This window comes from Methanocorpusculum labreanum Z (assembly GCF_000015765.1).
GTDB lineage: Archaea > Halobacteriota > Methanomicrobia > Methanomicrobiales > Methanocorpusculaceae > Methanocorpusculum > Methanocorpusculum labreanum.
On record NC_008942.1, the window covers coordinates 1675865 to 1691814 of the forward strand.

Consider the following 15950-nt stretch of genomic DNA (forward strand, 5'->3'; position numbering starts at 1 on the left):
AAAAAAATATTTCTATTTTTTCGGGTACCAGGCAGCACCCTCATGCATTTTCTCTATGAATACGTCCTTATTGGATGACCGAAGGTCCAAAAGAGCGTCCAGCAGGTTTTGGACGGCCGCTTCGTTATATGGATTTTCCTTCTGGATGGAGTAATAGAGTTCGCCGTTTTCCCGGGAAACATCAGAGGATACGGCCGTCTGTCTCTGAAACGTTGTCGAGGCCGCGGCACAGAGTGTTTCTGAAGAAAAGCCGCTTCTAACAAGTGCTTCGCTGAAAGCAAGATTCACCGCATGGGAAAGGCCGAGAACGTAGGCAGTGATCGGATCGTGATCTTCGATATTCAGCCGAAGAATGGTCCCTCCGCTGAAAAGATCCGCCGCTTCATCCGCCGCTTCATCGTTGCCGCATGAACATACGATGATGTTTCTGCCGGCTATCGAAGGGGCACTGGACCCAAACATCGGATGAACCGAGCAGACTTTCGCACCCAAAGCTGACGCTTTACAGAGAACCGGAATGACCGGAGTTTTAACGGAGATGAGATCAAAAATGAGAGCGTTTTTGTTTTCGGATAGGACGGTCTCAAGGATTTCTGCAGAGATTTTTATCGGCGTTGCTACGATAATGACATCGGCATTCCTGCATCCCGAAAAAATATCCACAACTGGATAGACAGCCCCATTGTGTTTCTGGTCATTGATTGTTACGATATGACCTCTGGAAGAAAAAAACTCAGAGAGCCATCTGCCCATCCCGCCGTTCCCTCCGATAATGAAGATTTTCTGCGGAACAGAACGGCGTGGAATCATACCCTGTACATCCACCGACTCATCGATAACCGCCCGGGCGATTCGTGCAGCCGTTTCCGCACTCACGCCGGAAACTTTCCCGGCATCAACATATCTTTGAACGACGTTTGTTTCGACGGATGGAACGACAATCTCCTTGTTGGCGGCTGCCTTTTTCTCACCGATCTCCAGAGCTATTTTGTTTCTGCGGCCGACAAGTTCCATGATCTCGCGGTCGATCGACGCCAGTTCATCCCTGAATCCATTAATATCAGACAAGAAATCCCCCTCTGAGTGCGAGATCCGCAAGCGTGAACACGGTCATCGCTTCGACTACGATCGCTCCCCGATTCGCAATGCACGGATCGTGGCGTCCTTTCACTGAAAGTTCGGCGTCTTCGCGGGTCAGCAGATCAACACTCATCTGCTGTTTTGCAATAGACGGGGTCGGCTTGAATGCCACGGAAAAATCCAGAACAGCGCCGCTCGACATCCCGCCAAGGACGCCGCCCGCATGATTCGTCAGCGTGACGACAGACCCATTTTGAATACGGTAGGCATCGTTGTTTTCGGATCCGCGAAGGCCAGCGGCGGCGAACCCCTCGCCAAATCCGATGGCTTTCACGCCGGGAATGGCGAAAACCGCTTTAGATATCTCGCCGTCGAGCGTGTCGAAGAAAGGCTCTCCAAGACCAGCCGGAAGACCTGTCGCAAAGCACCGAACGATCCCGCCGACACTGTCTCCATCCGATTTCGCCACGAGGATCTCGGCTCTCATCCGATCCTCGATGCCCGAAGACATGGCACGAAGCGGATTTGTCCGCGATCTCGTCAGCACATCGGCAGGATCGTAGGTATTTGTATCGACGACGCTGCCGATCCGGGTAACATACGAGCCGACGGAGATTCCCAAACTGCCGATCAGATCACGGAGGAGAGCACCAGCCGCAACAAGGGGAGTCGTCATTCTGCCGGAAAACATCCCGCCGCCACGGATGTCATGAGCCGGACCGAATTTTGATACCGCAGGGTAATCGGCATGGCCCGGACGGGGGATGCGGCGGAGTTGTTCATAATCCGAACTCCGGGTATTGCTGTTTGAAAAAGTAATCACGACCGGACAGCCCGTAGTGATTCCATCCACAATACCGGAGATCTCAGGAACATCCGCCTCCACCCGCGGAGTTCCGATACCGGCGGATGGTTTTCTAAGCTCGAGATCTGCAGTGATACTCTCAACGTTTACAGGATAGCCCGGAGGAATTCCGTCTATAACACAGCCGATACGACTGTCGTGACTCGCCCCAAACAACGTGAGCGTTATTGATTCTCCGATTCGATTCATTCTTCCCTCATATCCGCACCGAGTTTCTGCATATCTTTCACAAAACCCGGATAGGAAACTGCGCAGCAGCCGGCATCATCTACGGTCGTAGTACTATCTGCGATAAGCCCGGCAACCGCTGATGCCATCATTATACGGTGGTCGCCAAATGTAGTAACATTTGCCCCGGAAAGATTGGCAGGTCCCGTAACAATGCATCCATCCTCAGTCTCGCTGATATCTGCACCCATCGATCTGAGGAAAAGGACCGTGGACATGATACGGTCGCTTTCCTTGAATCTGAGATGAGCGGCGCCGTATAATCTGCTGGTGCCTTTCGCCTGCGACGCAAGGACCGCGATAATGGGAAACAGATCCGGAGCGTTCGCAAGATCGATGTCTGCAGCCTTCAAAGCTGCTTTTCGAATCGTAACGTTTTCGCCATCACGAACTACTCCTGCCCCGAATGTTTCAAGGATGGAGATCACAACCTGATCGCCCTGAGGGTCAGCCGGGTCGAGTCCGGAAACGGCGATCTCCCCGGCGAGTGCCGCCGCCGCAAACAGAAATGCGGCCGACGAGTAGTCGCCGCCAACCTGAACATCCTCGGAAGAATAGACCTGACCTGAACGGACAAGATATCCATCTTCGATCGTCTCGACCGAAACGCCGTGCTTTTTCATAGCAGAAATCGTCATGTCCACGTATGGTTTTGACGTGAGGGGAGTTGTCAGGTGGATCCTCGTGTCAGCTTTGCCAAGCGGAGCAGAGATCAGCAGGCCGGAGATGAATTGAGAACTCACGTCACCGCGAATATGGACATCGCCGCCCGATACCGGACCCGTTATGGTGAACGGAGCACATCCGTTGTCGGATGTTACCCCGGCTCCAAGTTCTGACAGGGCGTCAAGCAGAGGCTTCATAGGGCGGGAACAGAGCGAAGCGTCACCCGTGAACTCAGTCGTTCCATCCAGACGGGAAGCTATGCCTGCAAGCATCCGAATGGAGGTGCCCGAGTTTTTACAGTTTATCACCGTTCCTTTCGGGAGCGGGGCGTGTAAATTGCCGCCCTGGATCGTGATTCGATCATCCCCTTCGCATACGTTCGCTCCAAGCGCTTTGACCGCGGAGAGAGTAGCCAGAGTGTCCTCGCCCAGAAGCGGAGAGAGAACGACCGATTCTCCTTTTGCAAGAGACGCAAGGAGAAATGCCCGGTGTGTGTGACTTTTTGAGGGAGGTGCATGGACACATCCGGAGATTTGAGAACGAGATACGATAAGTTTCATCTTACACACCGTTCCTGATGTTCGCGAGGAGAACATTCTCCCGACCGAACCGATCGAGAAATTCGTCAAGGCCTTCATCCGGCACAAGGATCCCGGTGGCGGGACCCGTCCCGGAAAGTCCGGCCGCAGCGGCTCCGCATGAGAGGGCTCTATCGGCCGTCTCCGGCGTGATGCCGATCGCCTCACAGGTACATCTTCCATTCACGTACATCGCTGAAAAAACATCTCCTTCGACCGCCAGATCGTAAGCTGCCGCGACCATTTCACGCATTTCACGCATCTTTTCACTCGGAAATGTGGTTTTCCGAATCTGGAACGGCGGGATGTGGATTACAGCCGTGTAACCTTCAGGCATCGGGCGGCGGAGCAGAAGTTCGCGGTTAGAATTGTCGGTAAAGACAAGACCGCCGAGCTGACAGGCGCAGGCATCATCAAATGCCCCGGTTATACTGACGCCGGCCCTGATAGCGGCCGTCGCGCCGATCCGGCCGATCTCGAGCGGATCGATCGTAACCCCAAGGGCCGCGGCAGTGGCCGAAATAATAGCGTTCGCAGCGGAACTGCTGCTTTTCAGGCCCTGGGATATGGGAATATTCGAGGTGGTCCGGATCACCGCACCGTTCATTCCCGCGTTGGGATACCGCTGAAGTACTTCCTCGACGGAAAAACGAGCGAGGGAAACGGACTCGGTCGGGTGGCCGTCGATCTCAACTGTGAACTCAGGTTCTGAAATGAGCTGAACGGTCGCCTCGGTTTTGAGGTCTATGCCGAATGCTGCCCCTTTTCCGGTAGATACCGCATTGATCACCGACAAAGCACCGTAGGACATGCCTTTACCGATCATGCCGCCCTCGCTTCGAATGCTTTTCTCATCACATCACGATTCGGAGTAATTCCTGTCCAGAGAGTGAATGACGCGGCGGCCTGTTCGATAAGCATGGTCTTTCCGTTGATGCAGGCACGAACGCCGGCTGCTTTTGCAGCGGCAAGAAGGGGAGTCACTTCCGGATCATAGATCATATCCATAACAACCGTGTCTTTGGTGAATAGCGTATTTGGAACCGGTGAGCAGTGTTCAAACCCGCTCATTCCAGCCGGGGTCGCATTCAGAATCAGCTGATACTCCGGAGCAAGGTCCTCCAGCTTCACTGCCCGGGCACCAAATATTTCGGCAAGTGTCTCTGCCCGGGAATGGGTCCTGTTGGTTATCGAAAGACGAGCACCGGCAGATTTCAGATATGCGGCGGCGGCCTTTGCTGCCCCTCCGGCACCGATGATAAGCACATCGGCATCCTTTGGATCCATATCCACCGAAGCGAGCGACGCCGCTATTCCCAGAATATCGGTATTGTACCCCTCAAGGCCGGCGGGAGAATTTCGGATAGTGTTCACTGCGCCGGCAGACTCCGCGAGAGGATCTATCCGTTTCAGGAGAGGGATGACCGACTCTTTATGAGGAATGGTTACGTTCATCCCGATGATCCGATATTTTTTGATAACATCAGGAATCAGGGGCACTTCCTGAGAAGCTGCGGGGATCTTCACATATCTTCCCCGGATCTTCGCGGCTTTGAACGCTGCGTTGTGGATCTCCGGCGAGAAGGTATGGGTCAAAGGATATCCGGTTACGGCAGTAATCTGCGGGTCGGTACCGAGTCTCTCAGCCTCTTCCAGTGTTATCTGACCCGGAGCGGATGCAAGTTCCGGCCTTAAGGCACAGTAGTTGAGCATTGATCCAAGCTCGGCGGCACGGATACGTGTAACCTCACCGGCGGCCCCCATGCCTATAAAGATAAACGGATATCCTCTTTCTCTCAGAACTGATGCTGCATTCCAGACGGCAAGCAGATCCGCCGGCCCCCTCACCATGAATGCGGCTTTGGGGATTCCCGAAGATTGGAGGTCTTTGAAGATCGTGAGAATTTCATCATCGGCAGGAGTTTTTTCAAAGTCATGATACGAACAGATGACCTGTTCTTTTGGAAACTGACCTCTCAGAACCGAATCTGATTCTATGTCGATGTATGTCGCGCCCGACGAAAGAGCACGGATGAAAATCTCCTTCCGCTCTTCGTCCAACGGAGATCTGAGTGTGGCTATTGATGGAACCCCGCATGAAAGAAAGGAGAGGTCTGCAGGAATAACCGGGAAGGAATCCAGCCGGAATTCAAGAGCCTCTGCTCCTTTCGAGATCGCTTCTTCTGAAAGAGTTCGAACTTCTCTCTCATCTTTCGCCACGATAACGGCACAATTTGCAGTCATTTTTCGCAGATTGTTTCCGCCATCGTATGCCCGAAGTGGCGGCCGCCGCTTTCAAGTCTGACGTAGACCAGATCGCCGATCGCGAGATCGGATACGGAAACCGCGCCCGAGGGAGTTCCAAGGCGTATGGTCTCGGCATTCTGGAGAACGACGGAGTAGGTCTTTCCTCCGGCTTTTGCCTCGATATAGAGCATGGGGCGGATCTCGATTTTTACTCTGCCGACATTCACGGTCCGGAGATTGCCATCAGGCATTCTGGAAAGCAGTTCATTGCCGCTCGCAATCTCGGAGAGATATTTCGTCGTACCGTCCGGACAGAGAATATATGAGTGGACCGCCCCGGCGTTCACCCGGAAAGGCCGCGAGTTTACGTACTCGCTTTCAAAACTTTCCGAGCAGACAAGGAAGAGGCAGGACGACTGGGAGCCGATCAGCATGCCTTCGCCCCTCTCCAGAAGCGAACAGGTGTCGATACAGACACGGTCCCCTAAAGAGAGCGTGGAGATCTTGGTAACCACTGCGGTTTCGAGATCGACTATTGGGTATTCATCATTTCTGATTCCGGAAAATGCGGCAAGATCGGCCGGACCGTCCGGTGTGATGACGATACCGTCGCAGCCCACCTCCATTGTTTGGAAAGCGAGACGGGCTTCTTCGGGGGTCTTCACGCAAATATATACACTCGTCTCGGCATTCTGGAACCTTGAGATGAGATTTTCAAGAGGGATGACCTTCCAGTTTTCGGGAGAGATGATAAGATTTGGAACGGCATTTTTTAGGCTATACGCCTCCTCCATCTCCTCGGCACCGGTCAGATTCAGAAGAACGCCGATGCGTTCCCCGGAATACATGAGATTTTTGCCGTCGGCAAGTATTGCTGTATATCTGCCGAGATGACGGAGAGCCTCATCTTCGGGTCTTAGAATAATATGAGTATACCCGGATTCAAGAGCTGAGGCGACGATTGCCTTTCTTTCGTCATAAGTCTGCAGGTGGTCGGCACGGATCAGGATTGGAGGAAGTTGGATTGTCATATATTTTTCACCGGGTGAGATGTTTCGCGGCTTCTTCTACGGATGCATCCCTTAATACAATATCGGATACGGCCGAGGTAATACCGATAATATCATTGTGCTGGAAAATGTTTCTTCCTATCGAAACACCTTTTCCCCCAGCATCAAGGGAGTCGCGAACCATCTGAAGCATCTCCAAATCAGAGCCCATCTTAGGACCTCCGGCGATGACGACCGGGATCTGAGCTCCGCGGACCACTTCGCGGAACGTGTCAATGTCTCCTGTGTAGCTGGTTTTTACGAGATCGGCACCAAGTTCGGCAGCGACTCGGGCACAGGTTTTGAGGGCATCCACGTCGAACGAGTCTTTGATGTTTTTGCCGCGAGGGTAGACCATGGCAAGAAGCGGCATGCCCCACTGCTGGCATTTGCGGGAAATTTCCCCTGCATTGCAGATCATCTCGGGTTCGGTATCGGCTCCCAGATTGATGTGAATTGAAACGGCGTCCGCTCCAAGCGTGATCGCCTCCTCGACGGTCGTGACGATGACTTTTGAGTTGGGATCGGTTCCAAGACCGGTTCCGGCGGAAAGATGGACGATCAAACCGATATCTTTTCCGGATGTCCGATGACCGTAGGGAACCATCCCTTTGTGCATAAGGACGGCCGTTGCTCCGCCAATCGAGATTTTATTTCTGGTGTCACGCATATCGGTGAGTCCAGGTATAGGGCCCATCGAAATGCCGTGATCCAATGGTACAATTACGGCACGACCGGAATTCCGGTCGATAATCCGTTCCATACGGATATGTTTTCCAAACATGTGTGCTAATGATTAGCACGGTGACAACATCAATCTTCTGGATATAATACATAGCAATGAAATTATGGCCGATATATTCAGATATATGGCATTTATTACACGACAACCATCGATAAATCAACAATATTCCAGATAATTTACCCCATACAAAATACAAAAAATGAGGTCTTCCAAGGCGAGAGTAAGAGAATCTCCGCGCATAAAACCAGTGAAGAACGCAGAAAAAAGAACATTATAATAAAAATGGAGAAAGGAGGATTTGATAGATTACTTTTCGCCCCTTCCAAGTTCCCGGTGAGCTTTGCCGAGATGCTGGGCCCCAAGTGCTCCAAGAAGCGACAATTCGCCGGCGAGAACCCCGGAAGCTACGATCTCGGCAAATGCTTTTGCATTGTCTCCCGGATTTTCCGCTCCGCCGGCCACACCCAGCGTTGAGAGACATGCATTCTGGGTGGCAATACTCGTTCCTCCGCCGATCGTTCCGACCTGAAGCGAGGGAAGCGTAACCGAGACATATACTCCCCCTTCGACCAGATCCACGGTCGTGATCGCATTGCTTCCCTCAACCACATGTGCCGGATCCTGCCCGCAGGCGATGAACATGGCGGCGACCACGTTCGCTGCCTGGGCATTGAATCCAAAGGAGGCCGCCCGGGCAGAACCTGTCAGGTTTTTCCGGGTGTTGACCTCGGCAAGGGTAGCCGAGTTTGTTTTAAAAACCATGGATACAAGTTCATCAGAGAGAAAAACACCGGCTGAAACCGTTTTCCCCCGGCCTTCGATAATGTTGATCGCGGAGGGTTTTTTGTCGCAGCACATGTTTCCTGAAACGGCGATAAGTTTTGCTTTCGTTTCTTCTTCGATTAAATGAGCCGCGGCTTCAGAGGCGATGGTCGCCATGTTCATGCCCATCGCATCCTTCGTGTCGAACTCAAAGCGGATAAAGACGCTCGTACCTGCCGTATACGTGGTTAGTCCAATCAGCTCGCCGTGGTTTGTGGTTTCCTCGGCGGCGACTTTTAAAAGAAGGAGATTGTCCTCGGCCCATCTGGCAACCTCGGCTGCGTGGGCCACGCTTTTCGCCGCAAAAATAGGAGCACGGGTCATTCCGTCCCTGAGAATACGTACCTCGGTACCGCCCGCTTTCGTGATAGCACTGCACCCCCTGTTGATTGAAGCGACCAAAGCACCTTCGGTCGTTGCCAGCGGAAGCCAGAAGCTGCCGTTCGCATACTCACCTTTAACCGTCAGAGGTCCCGCAACCCCAAGCGGGATCTGAACACAGCCGATCATATTCTCGATATTTCTGGTCACTACGCGGTCGATGGGTATCGTATAGGTTCCAACAGCGGAAAGATCCGCGCCGGTCTCCTCTTCGATATATTTTCGGCGAAGAGAGACGGCATCATCTGCCGGCAGACTCTTTTCCAGGGCATAAAGTTTCAGATCGCCGGAACGGATCTTTGAGATATATTCATCCATAATTATAGAATAGTTCAGAGGGGACTAATACATTTTTCTGTCAAACGGGCAAATAGTATTCAGGCATATGCAGAAATACGCTCAGATTCTGGACCTTGTCAGAGAGAGAAATCCCCTGGTTCATCAAATAACCAACTATGTTACCGTAAATGACTGCGCAAATATGACAATTTGTTTCGGCGCATCGCCCGTTATGTCACACGCGCCCGAAGATGTTGTAGATATGATAAAAATAGCGAGCGCTCTTGTTCTGAATATCGGAACGCTCGATGAAAAACAGATCGAAGGAATGATTGCCGCGGCAAACGAAGCAAAGAAATGCGGGATTCCCATCGTTCTGGATCCTGTGGGCGCCGGGGCGACCCTCTATCGCACACAAACCGCGGAGAGGTTTATGAACGAGTTCCCCCTCGCAGTTATCAAAGGAAACGCAGGGGAGATCGGAACCCTCGCCGGCGTCTCGGCAACGGTCCGCGGAGTTGATTCCGGAAATATTTCCGGAGATCCAAAAGAGATCGCACACAGTTTAGCAAAAGAATACGGATGCACCGTTGTCATAAGCGGAGCAGAGGATATCATAAGTGACGGGAAACGCATCGCCGGCGTGTTGAACGGCGTTCCAATCATGGGAAAAATCTCCGGAACCGGCTGTATGGCGAGCGCGGTCTGCGGAGCCTGCGCTGCAGTTTCCGATTCTATGGACGGCTGTATAACCGCGATGGCTGCACTCGGCATTGCCGGCGAAGAAGCAGCAAAAACCGCCAAAGGTCCCGGCTCGTTCAAGCCGGCATTCTTCGATGCGGTCACTTCACTTACCAATGAGCAGTTCATCAAATCTGCGAGGATTTCCGAGTATCAATGAAGTATGATCTCTATGTGGTAACCGACGAGAATCTCTCGAACGGATATTCCCATGCAGAGATAGCAAAGCTTGCAGTCGACGGCGGGGCCAACGTGATTCAGCTTCGCGATAAGGATATGGACTCCGCATCCCTCTTCACCGAAGCAGTCAAAATCCGCATGATCACCAAGGACAAAGCCCTCTTCATCGTCAACGACCGGCTGGATATCGCCCTCGCCTCGAAAGCGGACGGCGTTCATCTGGGGCAGAGCGATCTACCGGTCGATGTCGTACGACGCCTTGTTCCGGAGAATTTCATCATCGGCATATCGATCGGCTCGGTTGAAGAGGCGTTGAAAGGGGTCAAAGACGGAGCGGATTATGTAGCGGTGAGTCCGGTTTTTTCAACCGGATCAAAACCCGATGCCGGAACCGGCCATGGGATCTCCTGTATTTCCGCAGTAAGACAGGCTGTCGAAAAAGATATCCCAGTTCTTGGAATCGGCGGCATCAACTGCGACAATATTCCGGAAGTCATCAAAGCAGGATTAGACGGGATATGCGTCATATCCGCCGTTGTGAGTGCCCCGGATATTACAAAAGCTGCGGAAGATCTGTGTCAAAAGATCAGGAGTGCAAAGAATGAGTGAAAAAGTCATGCAGTGGTGCGTGCGGATCCCGGTTCGCGAAGGAGAAGAGGGACGCAGGAAACTGATTGCCGAAGGAAAGGCAGACCGAAGCCTTCGGCCGTATGTCGAGGACGGACATCTGCTTGTTCCAGTTCTGGAAGAGACCAGCCTTCAGGCAGAGTTTTCCACCACAGGCATCCGGGAAGAACTTCCCCGCCACGAACAGATCGGCGGGATCGTCGTTCTTCAGGAGGAAGATATCGCGGGAGCGGAAAAGATTCTCGCAGCGCGGCCTTCGGCCCACACGGCCCTTTTTGCCACCTCTCCGGTTGAGGGGGAGTTTAGAACAAAAACGTTCAGAGTTCTTGCGGGAGAAAACACAACCGAGACGATGTATCATGAATACGGGCACAGGATGATCATCGACCTCACCGCCGCATACTTCTCAGCACGACTTTCGAATGAACGCCAGAGAATTCTTTCATCCATGAAAGAGGGAGAGAGAATTCTTGATATGTTCGCCGGCGTCGGCCCGTTTCCCGTGATGCTCGGCGGAAAGGCGAAGCTTGTCGTTGCAAACGATATAAACCCGTCCGCAGTTTATCTTCTTCAGAAAAATATCAGATTGAACCATCTGCATAACGTAGTTCCGATTCTCGGGGATGCGATGAATCTTCCGGAAATGCTCGATTCGCTGAAGTTTGACCGCATAATCATGAACCTGCCCTTCGCAGCATACGGCTTTTTAGCAGGAGCTGCCAAACTTGCGGCAAAAGGCGCACATATCCACCTTTACTCGCTTGTCGAGAAAGAGGGAGAACATAATGAAGACATACTCCGTGCTTTTCCGAACGCGAAAATCACCGAACGATTCCTTCGCTCCTACTCACCGACCAGCTGGCACGCCGTGTACGATATTGAGGTAAGCAATGAAATGTAAAATCTGCGGCACCGGAAGTTTTGCAGACCTGAAATGTGCCGTTGACGCCGGAACAGACGCAGTAGGTTTTCTGATGGGAATCACCCACATCACCCAGGATGCCGTGACTCCCGAAGAAGCGGCGGCAATGATAAAAACACTGCCCCCGTTCATGGAACCGGTCGCCGTCACCCATCTGCAGGATGCATCTTCTATTATCGATATCATCCGGCGGTCCGGATGCACCACTGTTCAAATCCAGAACGCGATTACCCGGGAGGATATTACAATCATCCGGGAGACGCTGCCGTATATTCGGATCCTGAAAGCAGTCCATGTGATGGATATGTCAGCCGTAGAGGCAGCAGAGCAGGCAGCTGCCTATGCGGACGCGATAATTCTTGATACGCGAACGCCCGAGAAACTTGGAGGAACAGGACTTACGCATGACTGGAACATCAGTGCGAAGATCGTGGAATCATCAAAGATACCGGTGATCCTTGCCGGCGGCCTCACCCCGGAAAACGTCGGCGCGGCGATCGAACGGGTTCACCCTTACGCGGTGGATGTCCACACCGGCGTAAAGAAAAACGACGTCAGGGATGCCGAGAAGACGAAAGCATTCGTCAAGACGGCACATACTGCCGTCTGATTCACATTCTTTTTCCAAAAAAAATTAGACTTCAATCACTGGCTGTTTACAGGTTTTGAAGTGATTTGCATATCCAGTCATATCAAGCAGGCCATGCCCTGAAAGATTGAAGACAATGGTCTGTTCTTCATTCTTTTTCTTTGCTTCAAGAGCGAGTTCGACAACAGCTCGTCTCGCGATTGTACGACAACAGAACCATCAATGCAGTGTCCTATGCTCAGGAACGGATTTTCCATACTCGAGGAGAGATACACTATGCCTCCGTAAGTTTCCAGGAGGAAGCTACAGAATACAGAACAGTTTCTGTTCAAAACCCTGCGTTCTTAATTTCTTTTTTCCTTTCCTGCCTGATGTATGCGGGATACGTTACCGTATCCTGATAAAACATGACGGAAAACAAAAACCATACTACAAACGCAAAAAGCTTACGCTCAATACAAAAAACACACTAAACATTTCAAAAGAATAAGGGGGGTGCAGCGTTGACAACTTCCCGAGAATTCGCATATCTCAGTACAATAGCCGACGTAAGAGAGCTTAACTGCCGGGTTCGGAATGGGTCCGGGTGGAACCTCTCTGCTATGGCCGCATGATCCCCCAAGCCAAGTTCCCGATTTGAACGGGAGTAGAGTTGCTCTGCAGGCAACCGCGTGGCCGCTCCGCCAACTTGGCACAGTAATCTGGCATAATATATAAGCAGTTACTGTTTATAAAGGATATACTTTTAGGTTTTGCATTCGGATAACGTCTGGGCACAGCGGATACTGCAATATATGCCGGTAGTAGACAGGCTCTCTAAAAGAACAAAGGCACATTGTTTCATGATGCCGACGTCCATCTACCACTGCATTCCATTGAAGTAACCAATCATCCATTGTGTAATCATCGAGGCATACCAGTTCATTAAGAATCTGGATTTGAGCGTTAGTACTTGCGGACTAAACACGTCGTTACCTTCGTGCGTACATCCCAAGCCTATTAACCCGGTCTTTTACCGGTGCTCTATAACGAAATCTCTTTTCAAGCGAAGTTTCAAACTTAGATGCTTTCAGTTTTTATCTCGTGCCACGTAGCTGCTCGGCACTGCCTTATCAGACAACCGATACACCAGAGGTGACGAATGAAAGTTCCTCTCGTACTATTTCATTCTTGCTCTCAGATTTCGAACACTCCCATCAGATAGTAACCGACCTGTCTCACGACGGTCTGAACCCAGCTCACGATCCCCTTTAATAGGCGAACAACCTCACCCTTGGCTGCTGCTGCACAGCCAGGATGGAAAGAACCGACATCGAGGTAGCAAGCCGCCGGGTCGATATGTGCTCTTGCCGGCGACGACTCTGTTATCCCCAGGGTAGCTTTTCTGTAGTCAATAGCCCTCACCAAAAAGGCGTATTGGTTCGTTAGACCCGTGTTTCCACTCGTGATTTCTTGCTATGCGAAATCACGTCAAGCCAACTTATGCTCTTGACACTCTCCTGTGAGTTGCTGACTCACATGAGTTGACCATAGGGCACCCTTGATATTTTTTCGAGGGTGTGGCGCCCCACCCAAACTGCCTACCTACCGATGTCCTCATCATGAAAGATGAGTGAGAATTACAGCAGAACAAGGATAGTGTCTCAACTGTGGCTCCACTCATACCGGAATATGAGCATTAACACCTACTATCTACGCTGCGCATGTAATACCGTAAGTCAACGACAGGCTGCAGTAAAGCTCCATGGGGTCTTCACTTCCCGATGGGAGTCCCTTGCCTCTGCACAAGGATAAAAGGTTCAACGGATTTGCGGTAGGGACAGTAGAGCCCTTATTAATCCATTCATGCAAGTCGCCAATTAAGCGACAAGGTACTACGCTACCTTAAGAGGGTCATAGTTACCCCCGCCGTTTACGGGTCCTTCGTCCGATTGTAATCAGTGTTCAGATACCCGCACTGGGCAGGATTCACAGACTATACTAGTCCTTACGGAGTTGCAGTCTGCTATGTTGTTGTTAGACAGTTAGAGCTCCCTGGTCACTGCGACCTGCCTAATCACTAGGCAGGCACTCCTTGTTCCGAAGGTACGGAGCCATTTTGCCGAGTTCCCTTACCACAAATAATTCCGACACGCCTGAGTCTTTTCAACTAGGGGCACCTGTGTCGGTTCTCGGTACGGACATTGCGTTACCTTTTCACGGGCACCAGGTGTTTACACACTTACGCCATCACGCTTTCACTCAATTCTCACCATTACGGTACTCCAAGAGTTTATACGATTGGACGGGACGACGGTCCCGCTATGCATAACCCGATGCGTCAGTATATTAACGCACGGTACAGGAATATTAACCTGTTTCCCTTTTGCTGCATGCAACTTATGATGCAGCTTAGGACCGACTAACCCTCGGCTGACGAACATTGCCGAGGAAACCTAGCCCCTTCGGCGGAATGGATTCTCACCATTCTTTGCTTCTACTACTGCCAAAATTCTCATTCCTATACGGTCCACAGGAACTTACACCCCTGCTTCAGCCCATACAGGACGCCTCTCTACTCGATCACGTTCAAAAACGTGCGCCATGGTATCTGCAGTAGGCTTGAGCCCCGTCCATTTTCTGCGCCCTAAATCTTGACTGGTAAGCTGTTACGCACTTTTTAAAGGATAGCTGCTTCTGAGCTCACCTTCCAGTTGTCTTTGACCTAGGACTTCATTCAGTGTTGACACTTAGCCTACATTGGGGGGCATTAACCATGGTCTGGGTTGTCTCCCTTACGGACTACAAGCTTACCCCGTAGCCCGGACTGCCCGACGTCTACAAAGATAGGGAGTTTGGAGTTTTACAGGAAAGCGAGGAATTTCTTCCCCGGGATTTCCAATAGGTGCTCTACCTCACTATCATTCTCGGTCGAGGTCATGCTTAGACATGTTTCGAGAGGAACCAGCTGACACCCGGTTCGATGAATCTTTCACTCCTATACCCAAGTCACGCGAATGATTTGCATATCAATACCGCATGCGGTCCTCCACGCACCTTTCGGCACGCTTCAACCTGCTCAGGCATAGATCACCAGGTTTCAGGTCGTATCCCGTTGACTCCACGCACTATTAGTACGCCGCGCCAGGTAAACTACGCGCTTGTCGCTTTCGCTGCGGCTGCCCTTCCGGTTAACCTCGCCAGCGGAATACACTCTTTGGCCCGTTCTTCAAAACGTAAGTTACGACGTCGGCAACCAATCTCATACTACCGCCTCGCGACGGGTTCTTTCGATCGGAAGATCCTTGCACGCCGTAACACACGATCACCGGTTAGTTTCAGGCACTTTTCATTTCCTTTTCAGGGATACTTTTCAGTTTTCGCTCACGCTACTATTTCGCTATCGGTTTTGAGGAGTATTTAGTCTTGGAGGTTAGGTGACCCCCATATTCACGTGGGAATTCCAACCCGCGCTACTCAGGACACTTCTAAGCTGTGTTTACCACCACGTACGGGACTGTCACCCTCTAAGGTAAGCCATTCCAAGCTACTTTCATTAGATAAACACATACTACAACGAAGGCCATACACTACATGTCCCTTGCGGGATTCAGTTTAGACTATTACGGGTTCGATCGCCTCTACTAACGTAATCTCAATTGATTTCTCTTCCTCCCCCTACTGAGATGTTTCACTTCGGGGGGTTCCCCATCCTTACGGATTCACGATAAATCGTGGGGAGGTCCTATTAGGGGATCCCCGGATCACAGACTCCTTGCGTCTTCCCGGGGCATTTCGCTGCTTGGCACGCCCTTCATCAGCTCTCAAACCGAACCATTCACTAACCGGCATAAGAACCAGGTTCTTTGTTCTTCGATGTTCCAAAGCTAGGAACATCGAAGGGTATGTCGATGATTGTTTTTGATGATTGTTTGTTACAACAATGTATTATTTGTGGTAAATGGAATATGC

Annotated in this window: 12 protein-coding genes, 1 tRNA gene and 2 rRNA genes; 4 read left to right on the forward strand and 11 right to left on the reverse strand. The window is 51.5% G+C overall.

Annotated elements, in window-relative coordinates:
• Positions 1-12: 12 nt before the first annotated feature.
• The 8 genes from MLAB_RS08710 to hmgA all read right to left on the reverse strand — a co-directional run bounded on the left by MLAB_RS08710 (position 13) and on the right by hmgA (position 8979).
• Positions 13-1068, reverse strand: coding sequence for a prephenate dehydrogenase/arogenate dehydrogenase family protein (locus MLAB_RS08710; RefSeq protein WP_011834012.1), 1056 nt, complete (start codon positions 1066-1068; stop codon positions 13-15).
• Positions 1061-2134: a chorismate synthase gene (aroC, locus tag MLAB_RS08715; protein WP_011834013.1), complete on the reverse strand. Its 1074-nt coding sequence runs from the start codon at positions 2132-2134 to the stop codon at positions 1061-1063. The genes MLAB_RS08710 and aroC overlap by 8 nt, the downstream gene beginning before the upstream one ends.
• The gene (gene aroA / locus MLAB_RS08720; RefSeq protein WP_011834014.1) at positions 2131-3399 is read right to left on the reverse strand and encodes a 3-phosphoshikimate 1-carboxyvinyltransferase; all 1269 of its coding nucleotides are present in this window, start codon (positions 3397-3399) and stop codon (positions 2131-2133) included. The genes aroC and aroA overlap by 4 nt, the downstream gene beginning before the upstream one ends.
• Position 3400: 1 nt before the next feature.
• Positions 3401-4243, reverse strand: coding sequence for a shikimate kinase (locus tag MLAB_RS08725; protein WP_011834015.1), 843 nt, complete (start codon positions 4241-4243; stop codon positions 3401-3403).
• Complete coding sequence (gene aroE, locus MLAB_RS08730) at positions 4240-5661, reverse strand: shikimate dehydrogenase (RefSeq protein ID WP_011834016.1); 1422 nt, start codon at positions 5659-5661, stop codon at positions 4240-4242. The genes MLAB_RS08725 and aroE overlap by 4 nt, the downstream gene beginning before the upstream one ends.
• Positions 5658-6695, reverse strand: coding sequence for a 3-dehydroquinate synthase II (locus tag MLAB_RS08735; protein WP_011834017.1), 1038 nt, complete (start codon positions 6693-6695; stop codon positions 5658-5660). The genes aroE and MLAB_RS08735 overlap by 4 nt, the downstream gene beginning before the upstream one ends.
• Before the next feature lie 7 nt (positions 6696-6702).
• Positions 6703-7497, reverse strand: a complete 795-nt coding sequence (locus MLAB_RS08740) for a 2-amino-3,7-dideoxy-D-threo-hept-6-ulosonate synthase (protein ID WP_011834018.1) — start codon at positions 7495-7497, stop codon at positions 6703-6705.
• A 267-nt stretch (positions 7498-7764) separates the two neighbouring features.
• Entirely contained in the window at positions 7765-8979 is a 1215-nt protein-coding gene (hmgA, locus tag MLAB_RS08745; RefSeq protein WP_011834019.1) for a hydroxymethylglutaryl-CoA reductase (NADPH), read from the reverse strand.
• A 67-nt stretch (positions 8980-9046) separates the two neighbouring features.
• Between hmgA and thiM the strand changes: the two genes are divergently transcribed.
• Genes thiM through MLAB_RS08765 form a run of 4 tightly spaced genes read left to right on the forward strand, consistent with a single transcriptional unit; the run spans position 9047 to position 12020 of the window.
• Entirely contained in the window at positions 9047-9841 is a 795-nt protein-coding gene (gene thiM, locus MLAB_RS08750) for a hydroxyethylthiazole kinase (protein ID WP_011834020.1), read from the forward strand.
• The gene (gene thiE, locus MLAB_RS08755) at positions 9838-10470 is read left to right on the forward strand and encodes a thiamine phosphate synthase (protein ID WP_011834021.1); all 633 of its coding nucleotides are present in this window, start codon (positions 9838-9840) and stop codon (positions 10468-10470) included. The genes thiM and thiE overlap by 4 nt, the downstream gene beginning before the upstream one ends.
• A complete protein-coding gene (locus tag MLAB_RS08760) occupies positions 10463-11389 on the forward strand; it encodes a class I SAM-dependent methyltransferase (protein WP_011834022.1) in 927 nt (308 codons plus the stop codon). Before thiE ends, MLAB_RS08760 begins: the two co-directional genes overlap by 8 nt.
• A complete protein-coding gene (locus tag MLAB_RS08765; protein WP_011834023.1) occupies positions 11379-12020 on the forward strand; it encodes a phosphoribosylanthranilate isomerase in 642 nt (213 codons plus the stop codon). The genes MLAB_RS08760 and MLAB_RS08765 overlap by 11 nt, the downstream gene beginning before the upstream one ends.
• Before the next feature lie 471 nt (positions 12021-12491).
• Here MLAB_RS08765 and rrf read toward each other — a convergent pair.
• The 3 genes from rrf to MLAB_RS08775 form a co-directional block, all read right to left on the reverse strand.
• Positions 12492-12613: ribosomal RNA gene (rrf, locus tag MLAB_RS08770) — 5S ribosomal RNA — on the reverse strand.
• A 7-nt stretch (positions 12614-12620) separates the two neighbouring features.
• A tRNA-Cys gene (locus MLAB_RS09775) sits at positions 12621-12692 on the reverse strand.
• Between the two features lie 234 nt (positions 12693-12926).
• Positions 12927-15844: ribosomal RNA gene (locus tag MLAB_RS08775) — 23S ribosomal RNA — on the reverse strand.
• Positions 15845-15950 lie beyond the last annotated feature (106 nt).